This window comes from Streptosporangium sp. H13245 (assembly GCF_055690525.1).
The window spans coordinates 75,164-95,506 of the sequence record NZ_JBSZKT010000030.1 but is presented as its reverse complement, the minus strand read 5'-3'; the positions used below and the strand labels follow the sequence as shown (position 1 = coordinate 95,506).

The 20,343-nt window shown below is 71.1% G+C and carries 16 protein-coding genes; 6 read left to right on the top strand and 10 right to left on the bottom strand.

Annotated features, from left to right (window positions below; all coding sequences use genetic code 11):
• Window positions 1-164: 164 nt before the first annotated feature.
• The 5 genes from mctP to ACW9TB_RS30250 form a co-directional block, all read right to left on the bottom strand.
• Entirely contained in the window at window positions 165-1,799 is a 1,635-nt protein-coding gene (gene mctP / locus ACW9TB_RS30270) for a monocarboxylate uptake permease MctP (protein ID WP_472751492.1), read from the bottom strand.
• A gap of 4 nt (window positions 1,800-1,803) precedes the next feature.
• Entirely contained in the window at window positions 1,804-2,016 is a 213-nt protein-coding gene (locus tag ACW9TB_RS30265) for a DUF3311 domain-containing protein (RefSeq protein WP_472751491.1), read from the bottom strand.
• A 467-nt stretch (window positions 2,017-2,483) separates the two neighbouring features.
• Entirely contained in the window at window positions 2,484-3,038 is a 555-nt protein-coding gene (locus ACW9TB_RS30260; protein WP_472751490.1) for a VOC family protein, read from the bottom strand.
• Window positions 3,039-3,072: 34 nt separating this feature from the next.
• Window positions 3,073-3,714 (bottom strand): TetR/AcrR family transcriptional regulator, encoded by a 642-nt coding sequence (locus ACW9TB_RS30255; RefSeq protein ID WP_472751489.1) that lies wholly within the window; start codon window positions 3,712-3,714, stop codon window positions 3,073-3,075.
• 42 nt (window positions 3,715-3,756) lie between these two features.
• Window positions 3,757-4,950: a cytochrome P450 gene (locus tag ACW9TB_RS30250; protein WP_472751488.1), complete on the bottom strand. Its 1,194-nt coding sequence runs from the start codon at window positions 4,948-4,950 to the stop codon at window positions 3,757-3,759.
• A 249-nt stretch (window positions 4,951-5,199) separates the two neighbouring features.
• Here ACW9TB_RS30250 and ACW9TB_RS30245 point away from each other — a divergent pair, with 249 nt between their 5' ends.
• Window positions 5,200-6,114: an SDR family oxidoreductase gene (locus tag ACW9TB_RS30245; protein WP_472751487.1), complete on the top strand. Its 915-nt coding sequence runs from the start codon at window positions 5,200-5,202 to the stop codon at window positions 6,112-6,114.
• A gap of 68 nt (window positions 6,115-6,182) precedes the next feature.
• Here the strand turns inward: ACW9TB_RS30245 and ACW9TB_RS30240 are convergent, their stop codons facing one another.
• Window positions 6,183-7,298: a helix-turn-helix transcriptional regulator gene (locus ACW9TB_RS30240; RefSeq protein WP_472751486.1), complete on the bottom strand. Its 1,116-nt coding sequence runs from the start codon at window positions 7,296-7,298 to the stop codon at window positions 6,183-6,185.
• Window positions 7,299-7,432: 134 nt separating this feature from the next.
• Window positions 7,433-9,076, bottom strand: a complete 1,644-nt coding sequence (locus ACW9TB_RS30235) for a CocE/NonD family hydrolase (protein ID WP_472751485.1) — start codon at window positions 9,074-9,076, stop codon at window positions 7,433-7,435.
• A 323-nt stretch (window positions 9,077-9,399) separates the two neighbouring features.
• Here ACW9TB_RS30235 and ACW9TB_RS30230 point away from each other — a divergent pair, with 323 nt between their 5' ends.
• From ACW9TB_RS30230 to thyX, 3 genes are all read left to right on the top strand, one after another.
• On the top strand, window positions 9,400-11,541 hold the full coding sequence (locus ACW9TB_RS30230; protein WP_472751484.1) for an anthranilate synthase component I: 2,142 nt from the start codon (window positions 9,400-9,402) through the stop codon (window positions 11,539-11,541).
• Between the two features lie 117 nt (window positions 11,542-11,658).
• Window positions 11,659-13,146, top strand: coding sequence for an amidohydrolase (locus tag ACW9TB_RS30225; protein WP_472751483.1), 1,488 nt, complete (start codon window positions 11,659-11,661; stop codon window positions 13,144-13,146).
• A gap of 73 nt (window positions 13,147-13,219) precedes the next feature.
• Window positions 13,220-14,632 carry an FAD-dependent thymidylate synthase gene (thyX, locus tag ACW9TB_RS30220; protein ID WP_472751482.1) on the top strand — a complete coding sequence of 471 codons (1,413 nt, stop codon included), beginning with the start codon at window positions 13,220-13,222 and terminating at the stop codon, window positions 14,630-14,632.
• An 82-nt stretch (window positions 14,633-14,714) separates the two neighbouring features.
• Here the strand turns inward: thyX and ACW9TB_RS30215 are convergent, their stop codons facing one another.
• Window positions 14,715-15,044 (bottom strand): ubiquitin family protein, encoded by a 330-nt coding sequence (locus ACW9TB_RS30215; protein WP_472751481.1) that lies wholly within the window; start codon window positions 15,042-15,044, stop codon window positions 14,715-14,717.
• Window positions 15,045-15,553: 509 nt separating this feature from the next.
• Window positions 15,554-16,669, bottom strand: coding sequence for a globin domain-containing protein (locus tag ACW9TB_RS30210; RefSeq protein WP_472751480.1), 1,116 nt, complete (start codon window positions 16,667-16,669; stop codon window positions 15,554-15,556).
• 488 nt (window positions 16,670-17,157) lie between these two features.
• Between ACW9TB_RS30210 and ACW9TB_RS30205 the strand changes: the two genes are divergently transcribed.
• Entirely contained in the window at window positions 17,158-17,844 is a 687-nt protein-coding gene (locus tag ACW9TB_RS30205) for a gamma-glutamyl-gamma-aminobutyrate hydrolase family protein (RefSeq protein ID WP_472751479.1), read from the top strand.
• Window positions 17,845-18,123: 279 nt separating this feature from the next.
• The gene (locus ACW9TB_RS30200; RefSeq protein WP_472751478.1) at window positions 18,124-19,038 is read left to right on the top strand and encodes an alpha/beta hydrolase; all 915 of its coding nucleotides are present in this window, start codon (window positions 18,124-18,126) and stop codon (window positions 19,036-19,038) included.
• A 92-nt stretch (window positions 19,039-19,130) separates the two neighbouring features.
• On the opposite strand, the gene ACW9TB_RS30195 is transcribed toward ACW9TB_RS30200, so the two are convergent.
• Window positions 19,131-20,312, bottom strand: a complete 1,182-nt coding sequence (locus ACW9TB_RS30195; RefSeq protein WP_472751477.1) for an acyl-CoA dehydrogenase family protein — start codon at window positions 20,310-20,312, stop codon at window positions 19,131-19,133.
• Window positions 20,313-20,343 lie beyond the last annotated feature (31 nt).

Below are 20,343 nucleotides of genomic sequence, written 5' to 3'. Positions count from 1 at the left end.
TGACGCCGACGCGCTGACGACGCGGGGGGAGAGCCTGTCAGGCTCTCCCCCCGCGCTCGTTTCCGGGACCCGGTGGTGTGCCGGGAGGCTCGTGGCCACGTCGCCCGGGACCGGGGTCTCGGAGCCGGGGTGGGTACGGTCCGTGTGCCGGCCGATCCCGGAGCCTAGGGCTTGGGGCTTGGAACCGGATCCGTCCCGTGGGTTCCGGGGGCGGCGAGGTCGAGGTCCTTGATCCTGGGGTCGCCCTCGTCGGCGAAGTAGTGGTCGGGCTGGGTGGTGTCGACACCCTCGGCCGTCTTGGTGGCGCGGGCGATGACGGTGCCGAGCGCGGCGACGGCCAGGTTGGCCGCGAGCGCGAGGACGCCCGCGTAGATCGTCATCTTGGTGTCCAGGCCCAGCTTCTCCAGCGGGAACGCCGACCCGGCGAAGTGCAGCTTGCCGGTGACCGGGTTGCCGATGTTGTAGAGCAGGAGCATCCCGGCGCCCATCCCGGCGACCCATCCGGCGATCAGGCCGCCGGGGTGGAACCAGCGGGTGTAGAGGCCGAGCGCCACCGACGGGAGCGTCTGCAGGATGATGACACCGCCGATGAGCTGCAGGTCGATGGAGAAGCCGGTGTCCAGGAACAGGATGCACAGCACCGCGCCGACCTTGACGAGCAGCGAGGTGATCTTGGAGACGCGGGCCTCGTCGGCGTCGCTCGCGTCCGGCTTCAGATACTCCTTGTAGATGTTGCGGGTGAACAGGTTCGCCGCGGCGATGGACATGATCGCTGCGGGGACCAGCGCGCCGATGCCGATCGCGGCGTACGCGACGCCGGTGAACCAGTCGGGGAACATCTTGTCGAACAGCTGCGGCACGATCGTGTTGTTGTCGGTGCCGATGGGCGTGATCCCGGCCGCGATGGCCATGAAGCCGAGCAGCGCGATCAGGCCGAGCAGCAGGCTGTAGGCGGGCAGTGCCGCCATGTTCCGCTTGATCACGCCGCGGTTCTTGGAGGCGAGCACGCCGGTGATGCTGTGCGGGTAGAGGAACAGCGCGAGCGCCGACCCCAGGGCCAGCGTCATGTACTGCAGCTGGTTGTTCGCATTGAGCAGGATGCCGTCGCCGGGCGCGGCGCTGGCGGCGAACTTGTCCTGGGCGGCGCCGAAGATGCCCGACCAGCCGCCCTCGATCTGGGCGGGGATCGCGAAGATCGCCACCAGGATCACGATGTAGATCAGCGTGTCCTTGACGAACGCGATCAGCGCCGGGGCGCGCAGGCCCGACTGGTAGGTGTACGCGGCCAGGATCGCGAACGCGATGATGATCGGCAGGTGGCCGGTCACGCCCATCGACTTCAGCACGGCCTCGATGCCGACGAGCTGGAGCGCGATGTAGGGCATCGTCGCGACGATGCCGGTGATCGCGACCAGCAGTGCCAGCGTGGGGGAGCCGAACCTGGCCCGGACGAAGTCGGCCGGGGTGACGAAGCCGTGCACGTGCGAGACCGACCAGAGGCGGATCAGCACCAGGAAGACGATCGGGTAGACCACGATCGTGTACGGCACCGCGAAGAAGCCCATCGCGCCCGCGCCCCAGATCAGGGCGGGCACGGCCACGAAGGTGTAGGCGGTGTAAAGGTCGCCGCCGATGAGGAACCAGGTGACCCACGAGCCGAAGTTGCGGCCGCCGAGCCCCCACTCGTCGAGGCTGGCCAGGTTCTCCGGGCGGCGCCAGCGCGCGGCCACGAACCCCATGCCGCTGACCACCAGGAACAGCACGGAGAAGATGATGATCTCTGTCAGGTGAGCTTCCATCGGGTCACCGCCGCCGCTTCGTCATCTGGTAGACGATCGTGGTGCACGTGACACCGACCGCGATGAACGCGAGCTGGAGCCAGTAGAACAGCGGGAAACCGAAAAGCCGGGGTTCATTGGAATTGTAGAGAAAGGGGAGTAAAGGTAGGATGATCGGCACGATAAGCAGCCAGTTCCATGGGCTGCGGTCGCTCCGGTCCCCGTTTGGAGTGGTCAACACGTTCTCCTTGAGCTGGAGAAGGGACGCCCGAGCAAGGATCATCCCCTTCGGCTGACCGGCAGCGTAATTACGCGGCCGTTTCATTCGGGTCACCGAGCGCCGAGTGGCACGGGTGGCGCGACGAACGGTAGTCCGGCTCCATCGTCGAGGCTCCCGGCCAGGTCACGGGTGTCGTGCCTTTCGGGTGGCCCACTTCGCCGCCGGGTTCCCGCCGGTCACCGCATCCCCGGCGTGGCTTCCTTGACATGATCGAGTGCATCTCGTAAAGGCGTGCCGGACAGGCTGGCCGGGCGGTACGCGGCACCTCGCCGGCCCGCCGACACCGGGCCCGCCTGACACCGGGCCCGCCGGTGTGCCGCGTCACGCGGTGCTGTCGATCCTGCCGGTGTCCGCGCCGTACGGTGCCGTCGACCGTGCCGGTGTGCCGCGTCGCGCGGTGTCGCCGGTCGGGGCGGCGCGTGGGGTCACACGATCCTGTCGGCGGCGGTTCTCGGCTCGTGCCGTACGTCCTCGGGCAGGCCGAGGTCCCTGGTCCAGGCGGCGAACTCCACCAGGATGCCGTCGGGGTCCTTGAAGTAGATCGACCGGACGAACACGCCCTCTCCCATGGTGGGCGCCACGCCGAACTCGCTGTCGTCGTGGTTGAGGATCACCCCGACGTCCACGCCCTTGGCGATGAGCTTGTCGCGGTACTCCTCGATCCTGTCCGGGGCGACGTCGAGGGCGATGTGGTTCATCGAGCCGACCGCCGAGAGCAGTTCCCCCCGGTCGGGCAGGTTCTTCGGCGCCGAGACGCCGGGAACGCCCTCCGGCGCGTCGGGGAACCAGAAGAACGCCAGCGCGTTGCCGCCGCCGCAGTCGAAGAAGAAGTGCTGCCCCCAGCCCAGCGGCAGCTCGATCGTCTTGATCAGGGGCATGCCCAGGACACCGGAGTAGAAGTCGACCGTCCGCTTCATGTCCGAGCACACCAGCGCGAGGTGGTTGATCCCGCGCAGCTCGAACTCGGTGTTGTCCGCCATGTTCTCCTCGCTCCTTCGGGTAGTGAACTGCCTATCACAGGAGGGCGGACGGCTCTTCCCCGTACGCGCGTTCCTCCTCCCCGCCGACGCGGCGGGGGGACGAGAGACGGGGGAGCGGCTCGGCCGACGGGCGGATGCCGTCCATGAGGAGCGCCAGGTAGCGCCGGTGGTCGGCGATGTCGTGGTCGGCCCGGTAGACGGTCGCCAGCGCCATCACCACGATCGCCGCCAGGTCGCGGACCTGAAGGTCGGCACGGACCAGCCCGCGCCGCTGGGCGCGGGCCAGCACGTCGCCGAGCGGCTCCGCGAACCGCTCGGTGACGGCGACCGTGAACGCGCCCGCCTCCTTCGCGGCGGTGAGCAGCGACCGGTGGGCGGCCAGCGTGTCGGTGATGGCCGCCAGGGCCTCGGTGAGCCCCCGGCCGGGGTCGGCGGCGTCGCGGGCGGCCAGCGCGAGAGGCTCCACCTCCTCGGCGAAGTACGTCTCGAAGCAGGCCAGGATCACCCCGTCGCGGTCACCGAACCGCCGGTAGACGGTGGCGATCCCGACACCGGCCCGGCGGGCGATCTCCTCCAGGGAGACGGCCGCGCCGGTCTCCCGCAGAGCCGTGATCGCCGCCCGGACGATCCTGTCGGAATTGCGCAGGGCATCGGCGCGATGTCGCTGCTCTGGCACACGCCAAACGCTAGCAGCCCGCGTACGGCCGTCCGGTGGTGGTCACCAGGCGACGCGCAGGGACGACAGGCCGTACACGACGCTGAAGGAGCGGAAGTGCGCGTCGGGGTCGACCGCGCGCAGCTCGGGGAAGCGCCTGAGCAGCGCGGGGAAGGCGATGCGCATCTCCATCCGCGCCAGTGGCGCCCCCAGGCAGTGGTGCACGCCGTGGCCGAAGGCGACATGGCCGGCCGCGCCCCTGGTGATGTCCAGCGCCTCCGGGTCGGGCAGGAACCCGGGATCGCGGTTGGCGGTGGGCAGCGCGCACATCACCAGCTCGCCGGGCCCGATCCGCTGACCGGCGATCTCGACCTCCGTGGTGGTCGTCTTGACGGTGCCGGAGTGGACGATGCTGAGCCAGCGCAGCAGCTCCTCCACCGCGGCGTCGATGCGGTCGGGCTCCTTCTTGAGCAGCTCCAGTTGCTCGGGGTTGCGCAGCAGGGCCAGCGTGCCCAGCCCGAGCATGTTGGCGGTCGTCTCGTGACCGGCCACCAGCAGCAGGCCGCCGATGCCGACGAGCTCCGCCGCCGTCACGTCGTCGCCGTGCTCGCGCACCAGCGTGCCGAGCAGCTCCTCGCCCGGGTCGGCCTGGGCGCGGGCGACCAGCTCGGCCATGTAGGCGCGCGCCTCCGCCTGCACCGCCATCCGCTCCTCGATGGGCACCGACACGTCGAGCAACCGGCCGGTCCTGCGCTGGAAGTCCGCCCGGTCGGCGTACGGCACGCCCAGCAGCTCGCAGATCACCAGGGAGGGGACCGGCAGCGCGAACGACGACACCAGGTCGGCGGGGGACCCGGCGCTCTCCATCGCGTCCAGGTGGTCCTCGACGATGCGCGTGATCCGCGGCTCCAGCCGGCGCATCCGGCGGATCGTGAACTCCGGCGTCAGCATCCGGCGCAGCCGGGTGTGCTCGGGAGGGTCGAAGGCGAGCAGGTTGCCCGCGCGGATCGCGGCCAGCTCCTCCTCGCTCCTCTGGACGCCGGGCATGTGGAAATTGACCATCTGGGCGTTGCTGAACCGCTCCGCGTCGCTCAGCACCGCGCGCACGTCCTCGTGGCGGGTCACCAGCCAGGCGTCGACGCCCAGCGGTGTCTTGGTGAGCCTGATCCCCTCCCCGTCCCGCAGTGCTCCCAGCTCCGGATCCGGGTCGAACCCCGCCCGCCGCATGTGCAGCGGTAGCGTCGGAGACTCGCTCATACAACCCCCTGGATGACTCGTCGTCCTGACTGCTCCAAAAAAACGATAGCAACCTATCGATTAGGTGGAAAGGATCTCGGCGGTCGTTTGACGCCCTGTGTCGTGCCGGGACGGCGCCGACCGGCTGTTATCTCACGGGAGGGGGAATCTTCGCGTCGGCACGCTCGGCTTCGAACTCGGCGCCGGTAATCCGATGGGTGCGGTGAAAACATGACAGGAGATGTCCTGTTTTCGCGCCACGCTGGTTTCATGACAAGAACGCTGGAAGGAAAGGTCGCCCTGGTGGCGGGGGCGACGAGGGGGACCGGCAGGGGGATCGCGGTCGAACTGGGCGCGGCCGGCGCCACGGTCTACTGCACCGGGAGGAGCACGCGGGCGCGACGCTCGGAGATGGGCAGGCCGGAGACCATCGAGGACACGGCCGACCTCGTGATCCGCGGGGGCGGTCAGGGCATCGCGGTCCAGGTGGACCACCTGGACCCGGAGCAGGTCCGCGCCCTGGTGGAGCGGATCCGGAACGAACAGGGCAGGCTCGACATCCTCGTCAACGACGTCTGGGGCGCCGACTCGCTCACCGAGTGGCACGTCCCCGTCTGGAAGCACTCCCTCGACGACGGCCTGCGCATCCTCCGGCTGGCGGTGGACACCCACCTCATCACCAGCCACCACGCCCTGCCCCTGCTGGTCGAGAACCCCGGGGGCATGGTGATCGAGGTGACCGACGGCACCCTGGAGTACAACCTCGTCAACTACCGGCTCTCGGCCTTCTACGACCTGGCCAAGATCTCGGTGAACCGCCTGGCGTTCAGCCAGGCCCACGACCTGCGCCCGCACGGCTGCGCCGCGATCTCGCTCACCCCCGGCTGGCTCAGGTCGGAGAACATGCTGGAGCACTTCGGCGTCACCGAGGAGAACTGGCGGGACGCCACCGCCAAGCAGCCGCACTTCGTGATCTCCGAGACACCCGCCTTCGCCGGCCGCGCGGTCGTCGCCCTCGCCACCGACGAGGACCGGATGCGCTGGTCGGGGCAGTCGGTGTCCAGCGGGCAGCTGGCCCAGGTGTACGGCTTCAACGACGTCGACGGCAGCAGACCCGACGCGTGGCGCTACATCGAGGAGGTCGAGAGCAAGGGCAAACCCGCCGACGCGACCGGCTACCGCTGACCACCACCGGGCCGCGGGTTGCCCGACTGGGGGGTCACCGGACTGAGGACCGCTGGTTGAGGTCGCCTTCAGGGGCGGCGGCCTGACGCGTCGGCGTCTGTGGCATCTGCGGTGTTCGCGGAGGAGTCGGAAGAGCCGGGGGAGGCGTACAGGTCGCGCAGGCGGGCGGCGGCTTCGGCGAAACGAGCCCGGAGGCCGGGCGGGTCGACGACCTCGGCCTCCGGACCGAAGCGGAGGATCTGGCCGTAGGCGATCTCCGGCGACTCGACGGGCAGGCGGAACGTGACCCACCCCTGCTCGTCGGGCTCACCGGCGGAGGCCAGGGCGGCGTCGAGGGCCGCGGGGTCGGCGACGGCGGGAAGCGCGCGGCGGCCGGCGGGGCTGAGCCGTACGGTGACGTGCGCGGTGAGCAGGGACCCGGCGAACTGCGCAGCCCTCTCGCTCCAGAACGCGGCCAGGTCGAAGGTCCCGTCCCGCTCGAAGCGCGCGCCGGAGTGGATCTCGACCTCGTCGAAGCGGTCGACCCGGTAGATGGCGAACCGGGTCGCCAGATACCAGACCCCCGCCTTCAGCACGAGCCCGTACGGCTCCAGGCGCCGGGCGGCACCGGCCTGTTCGGCCCGTCCCGCCTGCCCTGCCTGCTCTGTCTGCCCTGCCTGCTCTGTTTGTCTGGGCTGTTCGCCCGGCCGGGGGCGTGTGGCACGCCGGTAGATGGCGGTGACCGGGTGGTCGCCCCACACCGCCCTGGCCAGGGGCGCCAGCGCCGCCGGTGGGGGACGTTCGCTCGCGAACCAGCCGGGGGCGTCCAGGTGGAAGCGCTGAGCCGCGGTCGCGGGGGCGTCGCGGAGTCCGGGGGAGAGCGCGGCCGAGGCCTTCAGCCGCGCCGTGGCCGCCACCTCGCTCAGTCCCATCTCCCGCAGCGCCTCCGGCACGCCCGACAGGAACAGCGCCTCCGCCTCGGCGCGGTCCAGCCCGGTGAGGCGGGTGCGGTATCCGTCCAGCAACCGGTAGCCGCCACCCCGCCCGCGGTCGGCGTACACCGGCACACCGGCCTCCGACAGGGCCAGCACGTCACGGTGGACGGTCCGCTCGGAGACCTCCAGCTCCTGGGAGAGCTCCGCCGCGGTCATGCCACCCCGGGCCTGGAGCAGCAGGACCAACGACATCAACCTGGCCGCACGCATCCCCCGACCCTAGCCCGGCCCACCCGTGACACCGCCGGTACGGGATGGGGGCGAGGGAGCCCCGGAGAGGTCAGGAGGGGACAAAGGGACCCGAAGGGCTTGGGAAGGGGGACGAGGGAGCCCCGGAGGAGAGGTCAGGAGGGGGCGAGGGGGAGCACGATCGCGGACGGGTGGGACGGGTCGTGGAAGATCTCGTGGTCGGTCGCGACCATCGCGCTGCCCGTGCCCAGGGGCTCGCCGGTGCCGAGGTTGCGGGCGATCCGGGGATACGCGCCTCCGGCCACGTGCACGCGGATCCGGTGGCCGCGCCGGAAGCGGTGCCCGATCGGCCACAGGTCCACCCGGATCCGGCGGATCCCGTCGTCCCCGGCGGGCGGGTCACCGGGGGCCAGGCGGCGTACGCCCTCGCACACGTTGTAGGAGGCGCCGTCCGGGTGTACGTCGCAGACCCGGACCACCACGTCGGCGTGTCCCGTGCTCGGGCGTACGTACAGGTCGGCGAAGACCGGGCCGATCATCTCCGTGTCCTGCCGCAGCTCGGGGCCGGTGTAGACGAGAACGTCGCGCCGGGCCTCCAGCCTGCGGTTGTCGCGCGGTTCCGAGTTGCCCAGCAGGACCGGGCCGCCGAGCGCGGGCGTCGGGTGCGCGGGACTGTAGCGGAAGCGGTCGGCCCCGGAGGGGTCCCGGGAAACACCGGGGACATCAGAAACATCAGGGACATCGGGGGAGAGCGCGAAGCCGGGGTGCAGGTGCCAGCGCTGCTCCCGCATGCCGGGCACCGGCCAGTCGGGATAGTCGCGCCACTCGTCCGCGCCCGTCACGTACAGCCTGACCGGCTGCTCCCGCAGTCCCGACGGGTCGCCGAGCAGGTGCGCGCGAAACCAGGCGAGCGCCTCGGCGTTGGCCACCCGGCCGTGCCGCACGTCCGCGTGGTACCAGGGGCCGATCGTCAGGTACGGGCGCCGCCCCGCGGCCCGCATCGCCACGTAGTCCTTGACCTGCCAGGGCAGGAAGACGTCGTACCAGCCGCCGACCATGGTGACCGCGGCCTCCACCTCGCCCACGGAGGCGGAGAAGTCGCGCCTGCCCCAGTAGGCGGCGGGCTCGGCGTGGTGGGTCAGCAGGTCCTGGAAGAACGGCATGCCCCGGCCGGCCGACAGCACGTCCAGCTCCCCGAGCGGGCGCCCCGACAGGGCCGCGCGGCGCGTTCTGCGCGGGATGAGCAGCGCGGCCACCCCGCCGAACAGCCGTTCCATGGAGGCGGTCAGCGTGGTCCACATCAGCGACGACTCCAGCGCGAACGCCCCGCCCACGTAGGCGGCGTCCCGGAACTGGGAGGCGGTCACCGAGGTGGCCATGGCCTTGAGGTCCGGGCCGGCGAACGGGGCGATCGCCCACTGGGTGTACCCCAGGTAGGAGGGGCCGTGCATGGCCAGGCTCCCGCCGTACCAGTCCTGGTCGCGCAGCCAGGCCAGCGTGGCCAGCCCGTCGTCGTGCTCGTCGCCGAGCGGGTCGAGCAGCCCTCCCGAGCCGAAGCTCCCCCGGCAGCTCTGCATCACGACCTGGAACCCGTGCTTCGCGAACCCGCGCCCGAAGGTCCGCCCGAACATGCCGCGCCTTCCGTACGGGGAGCGGACCAGGATCGTGGGCGGGCGCACGGCGCCGACCGGCGCGTAGCGGTCGGCCAGCAGGGTGACCCCGTCGGGCATCGGTACCGGCAGGTCGCGTTCGACCGTGACCCGGTGGATGGCCGTCCGCGGCCAGGTGATCGTCGCCATGTGCTCTCCTCGCGCCGCCCCGTCACTACCCACTGGTAACAGAACATGACTCGCGATGGCCAGAGCGGGCCGGTGTGAGGCTCGCCATCCTCGCCCCCCGCCTCGCGAGGGCCGGGGCGGACCCGCCGAGGTGTCACGTTGCATGATCACGGTCGCCGCCGGTACTCTGGCCCCATGCGACACCCGATTACCCTTCAGTGGTGGCGCCGCTTCTAGGCGGCGCAGGTTTCGCATTCGCGAGCAGACAGACGGCCGCCCGGGGAGGCGGCCTTTTCTGTGTCCGCTCCCTCAGGGCATCAGTAAACAAGAGGGGCGATACCGCAGTGGAGACGAGCCGATATACCACGGCCGGCGGCATAGGGGTCGAGGTCACCGCGTCCGACGTGCCCGAGACGGTGCTTGAGGACGTCGTCACGACGCTCGGCGAGCGTCGTGGCGGAGTGCTCTCCTCCGGGATGGAGTATCCCGGCCGCTACAGCCGATGGCACCTCGCCTACGTCGACCCCTGCCTGGAGATCGTGGCCAGGGGGCGCAAGATCTCCGCCCGCGCGCTGAACGCCCGGGGCAGGGTCGTCCTGCCCGCCATCGTGTCCTGCCTGCTGGCGGCGGGCAAGCCCGTCGAGGAGCCGACGGCCGACCACGTCGAGGTCCACGTGGCGGAGTCGGAGGACATCCTCCCCGAGGAGATGCGCAGCCGCCGCCCCACGGTCTTCACCGCGATCCGCGAGGTCATCGCCGCCTTCAAGGGCGAGAACGAGCACCTGGGCCTGTACGGCTCCTTCGGCTACGACCTGGCCTTCCAGTTCGAGCCGATCAGGCAGGTCCTGACGCGGGCCACCGACCAGCGCGACCTCGTGCTGCACCTGCCCGACCGGGTGATGGTGATCGACCGCAAGCGGGAGACCAGCAAGGAGTTCCGCTACGAGTTCACCGTGGACGGCGTCTCCACCCACGACCTCGCCCGCGAGGGGGAGGTCGTGCCGCTCACCCCGCCGCCGTCCGAGCTCCCCGCCGACCCCGAGAGGGGCTCCTACGCCAAGGTGGTCGCCGCGGCCAAGGAGAAGTTCGTCCGCGGCGACCTGTTCGAGGTCGTCCCCGGGCAGGTCTTCCACGCTCCCTGCACCGACCCGGCCGCCTTCTACCGGGGGCTGCGCAAGGTCAATCCGGCGCCGTACGAGTTCCTGTTCAACCTCGGCGAGGGCGAGCACCTGGTCGGCGCCTCCCCGGAGATGTACGTCCGGGTCAGCGGTGACCGCGTCGAGACCTGCCCCATCTCCGGCACCATCGCCCGCGGCGGCAACCCCATCGAGGACGCCGACGCGATCCGGACCCTCCTGTCCAGCGTCAAGGAGGAGTCGGAGCTGACCATGTGCACCGACGTGGACCGCAACGACAAGTCCCGCATCTGCGTGCCGGGGACGGTCCAGGTGATCGGCCGGCGCCAGATCGAGATGTACTCCCGGCTCATCCACACCGTCGACCACATCGAGGGGCGGCTGCGGCCGGAGTTCGACGCCCTCGACGCCTTCCTCACCCACATGTGGGCCGTCACCGTCACCGGGGCCCCCAAGACCTGGGCGATGCAGTTCATCGAGGACCACGAGGCGACCACGCGGCGCTGGTACGGCGGGGCGGTCGGCTACATCGGCTTCGACGGCTCGATGAACACCGGCCTCACCCTGCGCACCGCGCAGATCCGCGGCGGGGTCGCCACCGTCAGGGCCGGGGCCACGCTGCTGTTCGACTCCGACCCCGAGGCCGAGGAGCGGGAGACCGAGCTCAAGGCCAGCGCCCTGCTGGGCGCCCTGGCGGCGATCGGCGCGGTCCCGCGGGAGCGGGCCGAGGCGGAGGTGGCCGCCGAGCAGCCGGGAAGCGGCATGAAGGTGCTGCTCGTCGACCACGAGGACTCCTTCGTCAACACCCTCGCCGACTACTTCCGCCAGCAGGGCGCCGAGGTCGTCACGCTCAGGCACGGCTTCCCCGTCACGATGATCGACGAGATCGCGCCCTCCCTGGTGGTGCTGTCGCCCGGCCCCGGCTGGCCCTCCGACTTCGGCCTGCCCGCCCTGGTCGGCGCCCTCTACGAGCGCGACCTGCCGGTGTTCGGCGTCTGCCTCGGCCTGCAGGGCATGGTGGAGCAGGCGGGCGGCACCCTGGAGCTGCTGTCCTACCCCGAGCACGGCAAGCGCGGCCAGGTACGGCGGCTGGGCGCCAGCGCCCTGCTCGACGGCCTCCCCGAGGAGTTCACCGCCGCGCGCTACCACTCGGTCCACGCCAAGCCGCCGGGCGTCGCCGGGTTCACCGCCACCGCGCTCACCCCGGACGGCGCGGTGATGGCGATCGAGGACGTGGAGCGGCGCCGCTTCGCGGTGCAGTTCCATCCCGAGTCGATTCTCACCGCCGGGGGAGGCGCGGGAGCGAAGATCATCGCCAACGTTCTCCGGCTCTGTCGCACGACGGGGTAAAGAACCCGTACTTCGCGCCCGGCGGTCACGCCGGGTGACCCTAGAGTTCTCCCCGTCGTGAAGATCGCGGGCGTACCGGGCCAGGTCCAATACGCCCGCGACGGGGGAGGAGCGGGCATGAGGTCGGACGGCGTGCTGCCCGTCGAGCTGCCCGACGCCGTACGGGAGGCGCTGCTGGCGCCGCTGGTCGACCACAACTGCCACGGCGTGCGCCGCGACGACCTGACCCGGGCCCGGTTCGAGACGCTGCTCACCGACGCGGGAACCCCGGCGCCGCCGGGCACCACCCACTTCGACACCCCCGCGGGCGCCGCGGTCCGCCGCTGGTGCGCGCCCGTTCTCGGCCTCGCCCCGCACGTGCCGCCCGCGGTCTACCTGGCCCGCAGGATGGAGCTCGGCGCGGCCGAGGTGAACCGGCGGCTGCTGGGCGCCGCGGGGATCGCCACCTTCCTGTTCGACGGTTCCGACGACCCCGATGCCTCCGACGGCTCGGGAGACTCGGGTGGTTCGGCGGGCTTCGGTGACTTCGAGGGGTCCGGCGTTCTCGGCGCTCTCGGTGGTTCCGGTGGTCGTGAGGGTCCGGGAGGTCATGGTGGCCCTGGCGGTCGTGGGGGCGTCGGCGGCCTTCGCGGTCCCGAGGGCCCCGGCGTTCTGGACCGTCTGGGGCGTCCGGACCGCTTCGCCACCGGCCTCGGCGGGGCCGAGGTGCTGCCACCGGCCGGGATGGGCCACGCGGGCGGCGCGGACACCGCGCGGGTCGTCCACATCGAGCGGGCCGAGGAGGAGGTCGCCGGGACCGCCGTCTCGGGGGTCGCCTACATCTCCGCCCTCGCCCAGAACCTCGCCGGGCGGGCCGCCCGCGCCGTCGCGCTGAAGTCGGTCACGGCCCACCGGTCAGGACACCACCTCGATCCGGCCAGGCCGAGCCGGGGAGCGGTGATCGCGGCGGCGACCCGGCGGCTGGCCTGCCCGGGGGAGAGGCTCACCGATCAGGTACTGCTGCGCCACCTGCTCTGGACGGCCGTCGACGTGGCCAGGGAGTACGGGCGGCCGCTGCAGTTCCACACCGGCCTCGCCCGCTACGGCGGCGGTACGCGCCACGGCGCTCCCCCGGCGCGCGGTGGCCGCGTCACCCCCGGCGGTCGCGGCCCCGGCGCCTCCGGGGGGACCGGGGGTTCCGGCTGGGGGCCCGGTCCGCACGGCGCGGGCCCGGCGCCGGTGGCCGGTTTCATCGTGGCCGTACAGCCGGTGGGCGTCCCCGTCGTCCTGCTGCACTGCCACCCGTTCCACCGCCAGGCGGCCAGCCTGGCGGGCGCCCTCCCGCACGTCTACGTCGACGTCGGAGCCGCCCTGACCCGCAGCGCCACCGGGTCGGCCGCGGTCATGGCGGAACTGCTGGAGCTCGTGCCGTTCCACAAGCAGCTGTTCGGTTCCGGTGGCCACGGCGTGGCCGAGACCTGCCACCTGGGGGCCCTGCACTACCGGCGCGGCCTGGCCGGGGCGCTCGCCGCGCGGCTGGCCGACGGCGAGTGGAGCGCCGCCGACGCCGCCCGGGTGGCCCAGATGATCGGCTCCGGCAACGCCCGGCGGATCTACCGGTTGTGACGGGTGCCCGACCCCGGGACGCCTGGGCCCCTGGAATAATGTGGCGACTGCCGGTACGACGAGGGGGAGCAAGTTGACGGACGACGGGGCAGAGGCGCGTTTTCTCGACGACGTGACCGTGGAGCTGGTCAAGCACAGCGCCTCCGACACCGACGTGCTCTGGGCCGCACGGGTCTCGACCGCCGGGGAGCAGTCCCTGGAGGAGGTCGGCAAGGACCCCGAGCGCTCGAAGGGGCTGCTCAACTTCCTCATGCGCGACCGGCACGGCAGCCCCTTCGAGCACAACTCGATGACCTTCCTCGTCAGCGCGCCGATCTTCGTCTTCCGCGAGTTCCACCGCCACCGGGTCGGATGGTGCCTCGCCGGTGACTCCGAGATCACGCTGGTGGGCGAGGAAGGGCATGTCCGCCGCCGGACGATCGAGGAGCTGTACGACCTCTGGCATCACGGCGTCGAGGACACCCCGTCCCGGACCGGGGGAGGGGTGTCATGGCACAGGAGAGTGGGCGGGGGAAACCTCCAGCGGCCGCTTCACCCGGGGGCGCGCGACACCCGTGAGCCCGCCTTCGGGGCGGAGCATTCCTTCAAGCGGTCGCGAAAGCCCGACTCGGTCCGCCGTAGCCATGTCCGCTGCTACGACGAGACGACCCTGCGGGCCGCACGGGCCAGGATCCTGGACGTCATGGAGTCCGGGGTCAAAAAGCTCATCCGCCTCACCACCGCGAGCGGGCAGCAGCTCAGGTGCTCGGTGGACCACGCGGTTCTCACCCCCCACGGATGGCGGAAGGCCGGGGAGCTGGGGGCCGGGGACGCCCTGATGGTCGGGGCCACCGTCTCCCGTACCTCCCCGGCGGCGATCCCTCCGGGCCCGCGTACCGGATCGGAACGGGCGGCGGCCGGGCGTGGGGAGAGGATCTCCGTGGCCGAGCCGGACCTGATCACTTCGGTCGAGGACGGCGGCGAGGAGATGACCTACGACCTTTCCGTCGAAGGTCCCTGGCACAATTTCCTGGCCAACGGGATCGTCGTTCACAACTCGTACAACGAGGAAAGCGGGCGTTACCGCGAGCTTCAGCCCAATTTCTACGTTCCGGGGGCGGAGCGGAAGCTGGTCCAGGAGGGCCGTCCGGGCAAGTACGTCTTCGCCGAGGGCAGCGCCGAGCAGCACAAGATCGTCACCGAGGCGATGGAGTCGTCGTACCGGCAGTCCTACGCCGCCTACCGGGAGATGCTGGAGGCCGGGATCGCCAGGGAGGTGGCGAGGGCGGTGCTGCCCGTCGGTCTCTTCTCGTCGATGTACGCCACCTGCAACGCGCGCTCGCTCATGCACTTCCTCTCCCTGCGCACCAAGAACGAGCAGGCCAAGGTGCCCTCGTTCCCGCAGCGTGAGATCGAGATGGTGGCGGAGAAGATGGAGGCGGCGTGGGCGGAGCTGATGCCTCTCACGCACGCGGCCTTCGTGGCCGCGGGCAGGGTCGCTCCCTAGCGGCGTCGTCCGCCGGGCGCGCGGGCCGGAGGGGCTCCTTCCCCCCTGCCCGCCGTCTCTCCGTTCGCCGGTCTCCCGGCCGTCAGCCCGTGGTCTCCTGACGGCGGGAGAGGGCGGGCAGGACGAAGATCTCGGCGCCCGGGGGGAGCGCGCAGTCGAGGCCGCCGAGATGCCGGGCGTTCTCGCCGCAGACGAACATGCTGATGTGGCGGCGGATGCATCCGTAGTCGTCGCGGAGCCGCTGCTCCAGGGACGGGTGCGTGCGGCGGAGCATGTCGAGGGCGGAGCCCAGCGTGGGGAGGCCGTCGTCGTGGTCGGCGATGGCGAAGACGCGGATCTCGGTGGTCTCGCCCGCCCAGTGCCGCAGCGTGGGGGGAAACATGAAGGTCACGAGGGTGACGGGTCTGGCCATCGGCTCAGAGCACCGTGACGCGCGGGCCGGGCGTCGGTCTGCCGGTCGTCCGGGGTGGTGTGACACGCGGGCCGGACATCGGTCTGCCGGTCGTCCAAAGCGGTGTGACGCGCGGGCCGGTCGTCCGGGGTGGCGTGACGTGCGGGCCGGGGGCCGATCCGCCGGTCGTCCGGGGCACTGTGACGCGTGGGCCGGGCACGGCCGGGATGCCGGGACCGGCCGGGGGCCGGGGAGGGGTGTCCTGGCCTCTGGGGATCCGCCGCCGGTGGAGGGGACCGGGGACGAGATCGTGCGGATGACCGACTCCGGCCGGGGGGCCGGACGGATGACGATGGTGGCGGACGGGGCCGTGCGAATGGCGGTCGAGAGGGAGGCACGGGCTGGGAGGGGGGCCGTCGTGCATGACCATCTCCTTTCGGATTGGGCCTCATGCTGCCATGTCACGCCGCGTCCCGCCGTACTCTATGAAATTTGCGTGATCAGTTCGGGGCGTTAGTCCCGAATGTCGTTCAGGGCTCGCCCTGCACGATGTCCCGGTGGATGTGAGCCATGGGCATTCCGTTCTGTTGGAGTCTGCGGACCGTCTCGTTGACCATGGAGGTCGGGCCGCAGACGTAGGCCTCGTGGTCGGCCCACGAGTGGAACCGCTCCATCACCTCGGGCACCCGGCCCCGCATGCCGTCGTAGCCCGGTTCCTCGGAGACCACGGGCAGCACCCGCAGCCGGGGGAAGGCCGCCTCCATCCGTGTCAGGTCGGTCAGGTCGTAGAGCTCGGCGGCCGTGCGGGCTCCGTACAGCAGATGGACGTTGGGGCGGTGCCCGGAATCGATCACGTGCTCCAGGATGGCCTTGATCGGGGCCAGGCCGGTTCCGCCCGCCACACACAGGATGTCGCGCCCCGATTCGGCGGGCACCATGGTGCCGACCGGAGGGCCCAGCATCACGGTGTCGCCGATCCGGGTGTGCCGGACCAGCGTGGTGGAGACCCAGCCGCCGGTGATCGCGCGGACGTGCAGGCGGACGGTGTTGTCGTCCCGGGGCGCGTTCGCGATGGAGAACGTGCGCCAGACGCGCGGCCAGCGTGCGGTCTGCACGTTGACGTACTGGCCGGGTGTGTAGGGCAGGTCCCGGTCGAGCCGCAGGGTGACCACCGCGATGTCGGGCGTGCGGAGCTCGTGGTCGATCACCTCCGCCAGCCACCAGGCGGGCGACACCCCCGCGTCCGACTCGGCTGAGTCGATCATGAGATTGGCGGCGGCGGTGTACGCGGCCACCCACGCCGCCTCGATCTCGTTGTCCCAGATCTCGGCGGCGAAGCGCCTGATCGTGGCGAGGAGCGCGTTGCCGACCGCGGTGTAGTGCTCGGCGAGCACCCCGTACTTGCGGTGGTCACGGCCGAGCTGACCGAGGAACGAGGCCAGGCTGCCCGGACTGTCCAGGCTCCAGACGATCCTGGTCAGCGCGCTGAACAGACGGTCGCGCTGGACGTCCATCGCCGGAGGGAACATCGCCCGCAGATGCGGGCTCTCGGCGAACAGGCGTCCGTAGAAGTACGCCGCGGCCTTGTCCGCGACGGGTTCGATGACGGCGAAACTTTCCTTGACGAGACGCGGATTCAAAGACATTTAACGAACCCACCCTAATTGATCGGCTTAAAGTCCGATCACGCAGACCCACCTCCTGACGGCTCCGGGTGCGAGCGATCGGGAGCCCCGGCTCGCCTGATCTCTCGAATTTGAGTCTTCCATCACCATGTAGACGTCACAACCGTTTCTCAGCAATATGGTGGGAAATCTAACTATCCGTAATTGGAAAGTTATTTTGTGTGACCAACTAATCCACGATGAACGAGATAGGCGAATAATAATCACGTTCTTTTTGAATGGAGAATTTACCGGTCGTAAGGCTCGCGGTCATGACGGGGTCCCGGCTCGCGGACGCCGGGAACCCCCCTGGCGGTGAGGGTTGCGGACTCCTGGCGAGACGACACTGATACCTCGGATGTGTGACATGACCGAAATGGAGTGCGCCATGATAGAGGAGCTGTTGCAGATGGGATCGGTGCTGTCCGAAACAGGCGGCACCCACCTCGCGCACGCCCCCTGGAGAACGCATGCCCCGACCCTTGATCGGTATCACCGCCTACCTTGAGGCCGCCCGCTGGGGCGACTGGGTCAGGGAGGCCGTCCTGTCACCGCCCTCCTACGCGCGAGCCGTCGAGAAGGCGGGCGGCGCCCCGGTACTGCTGCCCCCGCTCAACCTCGGCGGGATCGACGACTACGTCCGCGGTCTGTCCGGCGTGATCCTCGCCGGAGGCGGCGAGCTCGACCCCTCCCTGTACGGGGCCGCCCGGGAGGAGCGCGTCAGGGACCCCCAGCCGCACCGCGACCGTTTCGAGCTGGCGCTGGCCCGCGCCGCCGTCAAGGCCGACCTGCCGCTGCTCGCCTCGGGGCGGGGCATGCACGTCCTGAACGTCGCCCAGGGCGGGACACTGATCCCCTGGCTCCCCGAGGTGGTCGACCACAACCGCCACTCCGCCTCCCAGGCGCACCGCATCCAGATCAGCGTCTCCAGCAAGCTCGGCAAGACGCTGGGCGACACGGCCGAGGTGACCGCGCCCCATCACCAGGCCGTCAAGCGGCTGGGCACCGGCCTGTTCGCCGTGGCCTGGGCCGACGACCAGATCGTCGAGGGCGTCGAGCTGCAGGGGCACCGGTTCGGCGTCGGCGTGCAGTGGAACCTCGCGCGCGCCGGGGACAACCGGCTCGTCGAGGCCCTGGTCGAGGCCGCCCGGCACTGAACGTACATCCGGAGGGCCGCGCTCATCCTCGTCCCGGACCGGCACTGATACGCGTCCAGGGTCCCGCGCTGCCGATATGGCGGGCGGCGCCAAGGTCATCCCGGATACCCGGAGTCCCGGACCGGCACTGGCACTGGCACGCGTCCGGGTCCTGCGCTGCCGGTATGGCGAACGGCGCCAAGGTCATCCCTGAATCCCCGGGTCCCCGAGTCCCGGACCGGCGCTGACCCGCGTCCAGGGGTCCGCGGTGCCGGGGACCCGGCGGGTAAAGTGCTGATCATGCCGTTGCACCCGCAGGCCGAGGCCTACCTGAAGCTCTTCCAGCCAAACCTCGGTGTCCCTCTCTCCACGCTCACACCCGACATGATCGCTGAGCTGCGGACCTTCGACGGTTTCGCCGAGCAGCGCGGCCCGGTCGTCTCCCTCCCGCTGGTCAGGGACGACGTCGCCGCGGGCGTGCCGGTTCGCGTCTACCGGCCGGAGGAGGGCGACCGTCCCCTCCCCGCGATCGTCTACTTCCACGGCGGAGGCTGGGTCTTCGGAAGCGTCGAGCGCAACGACGCCCTCGGCCGCGATCTCGCGGTGCGCAACGGGGCGGTCGTGATCTCGGTCGACTACCGGCTCGCGCCCCACGACCCCTTCCCCGCGGCGGCCGACGACGCCTGGAGCGTCGTCCAGGACGTCTTCGCCCGTCCCGGCGTCTACGGGGCCGACCCGGAGCGCGTCGCGGTCTGCGGCGACAGCGCCGGGGGCAACGTCGCGGCCGTGGCCGCCTGGCGGGCCAGGGACGCCGGGCTCGGGCTCGCCCACCAGCTGCTCATCTATCCGGTGGCCGACGTGGCCATGGACACCGAGAGCTACCGCACCTACGCCACCGGGTTCGGCCTCGGCGCCGCCGAGATGGCCTGGTTCGTCGAGCAGTACGGCGGCGACCCGGCCGACCCCCGGCTGGCCCCGGCCCGGCTGGCCGACAAGTCCGGCCTGGCCCCGGCGACGGTGATCGTCGCCGAGTGCGACCCGCTCTGTGACGAGGGCGAGGAGTACGCAGCCCAGCTCGCCGCGGCCGGGGTGCCGGTCGAGCTCAGGAGGTACGAGGGGGCCATCCACGGCTTCTTCGACCTGCCGGGCTTCTTCGACCAGGCGACCGAGGCGCGCGAATACGCCGCGGCCCGTCTCACGGAGGCCTTCCGGTAGGCGACGGGGACCCACCGGACTCGGACGGTCAGGTCGCCCGGAGGCGCTCGCGTGGAGAGACCGGGCGCCCGGAAATATCCGGAAATGTCCGGTCAGAAGCTCCTGGGCAGCCCGAGCACCTGGGTGGCCAGATAGTTGAGCAGGAGCTCCTCGGTGACGGGGGCGACCTTGCCGATGCGGGCGTCGGCCAGCAGGCGGGCCACCGGGTACTCCAGCGAGTAGGCCATGCCGCCGTGCGTCTGGAAGGCGTGGTCGGCCGCCTCCCACGCGGCCTGCGAGGCGGTCAGCTTGGCGATGTTGGCCTCGGTGCCGCAGGGCAGCTGCCTGTCGAACAGCCACGCGGCCTTGTAGAGCATCAGCCTGGCCAGCTCGATCTTTGCCTTGACCTGGGCGAGGGGGAAGGCGATCGCCTGGTTGGCGCCGATCGGGCGGCCGAAGACCTCGCGCTCCTTGGCGTACCGCACGGCCACCCGCAGTGCCACCTCGGCGCCGCCGAGAGCGGAGGCGGCGAGCAGGACGCGCTCGGGGTTGAGGATGTCCCACAGCACCAGCGCGCCCTGGTCGACCTCGCCGACGACGTTCCGCTCCGGGACCCGCAGGTCGTCGATGAAGACCATGTTGGACGGGGTGGTGTTGGCGCCCATCTTCGGGATCGGCCGGAAGGACAGCTGCCCGGCGGCGACCGCCTCGGGGACGTTCACCAGCAGGACCGTCAGGCCGTTGGAGCGGGGTTTGGCCTCGGCGGCCGGGATGGTCCTGGTGACCAGGAGCATCCAGGTGGCGCGCTGCACGCCGGTGATCCAGATCTTCTGGCCCTTGACGACGAACTCCGCGCCGTCGCGGCGGGCGAAGGTGGAGATGCCCAGGGCGTTGGAACCGGCGTCGGGCTCGGTCAGCGCGAAGCAGGTCTCCACCTCACCGGTGGCCAGCCCGGGCAGCAGCTCGTCGCGCTGCCACCGGCTGCCGTGCCTGGCCAGGGTCATGGCGCCGAACCCGGGCGTGAGCACGTACGTGAACGCCGAGCCGCCCGCGGAGCCGGAGGCCGACAGGGTCTCCGTGGCCACGGCCAGCTCCAGCAGGCCCTGGCCGCCGCCGCCGTACTCCTCGGGCACCGCCAGGCCGAGCCAGCCGCCCTTGGCCAGGTCCTGCCAGACCTCCTCGGGCCAGCGTTTCTCGTTCTCGCACCGCTGCCAGTAGTCCAGGTCGTAGCGCGCGCAGATGTCGCCGATGCCGCGTTGTACGGCGACGGCGCTCTCGGGGAGGGTGAAGTCCACGATGATCAACTCCATTCTCGTTGCGAGCGCA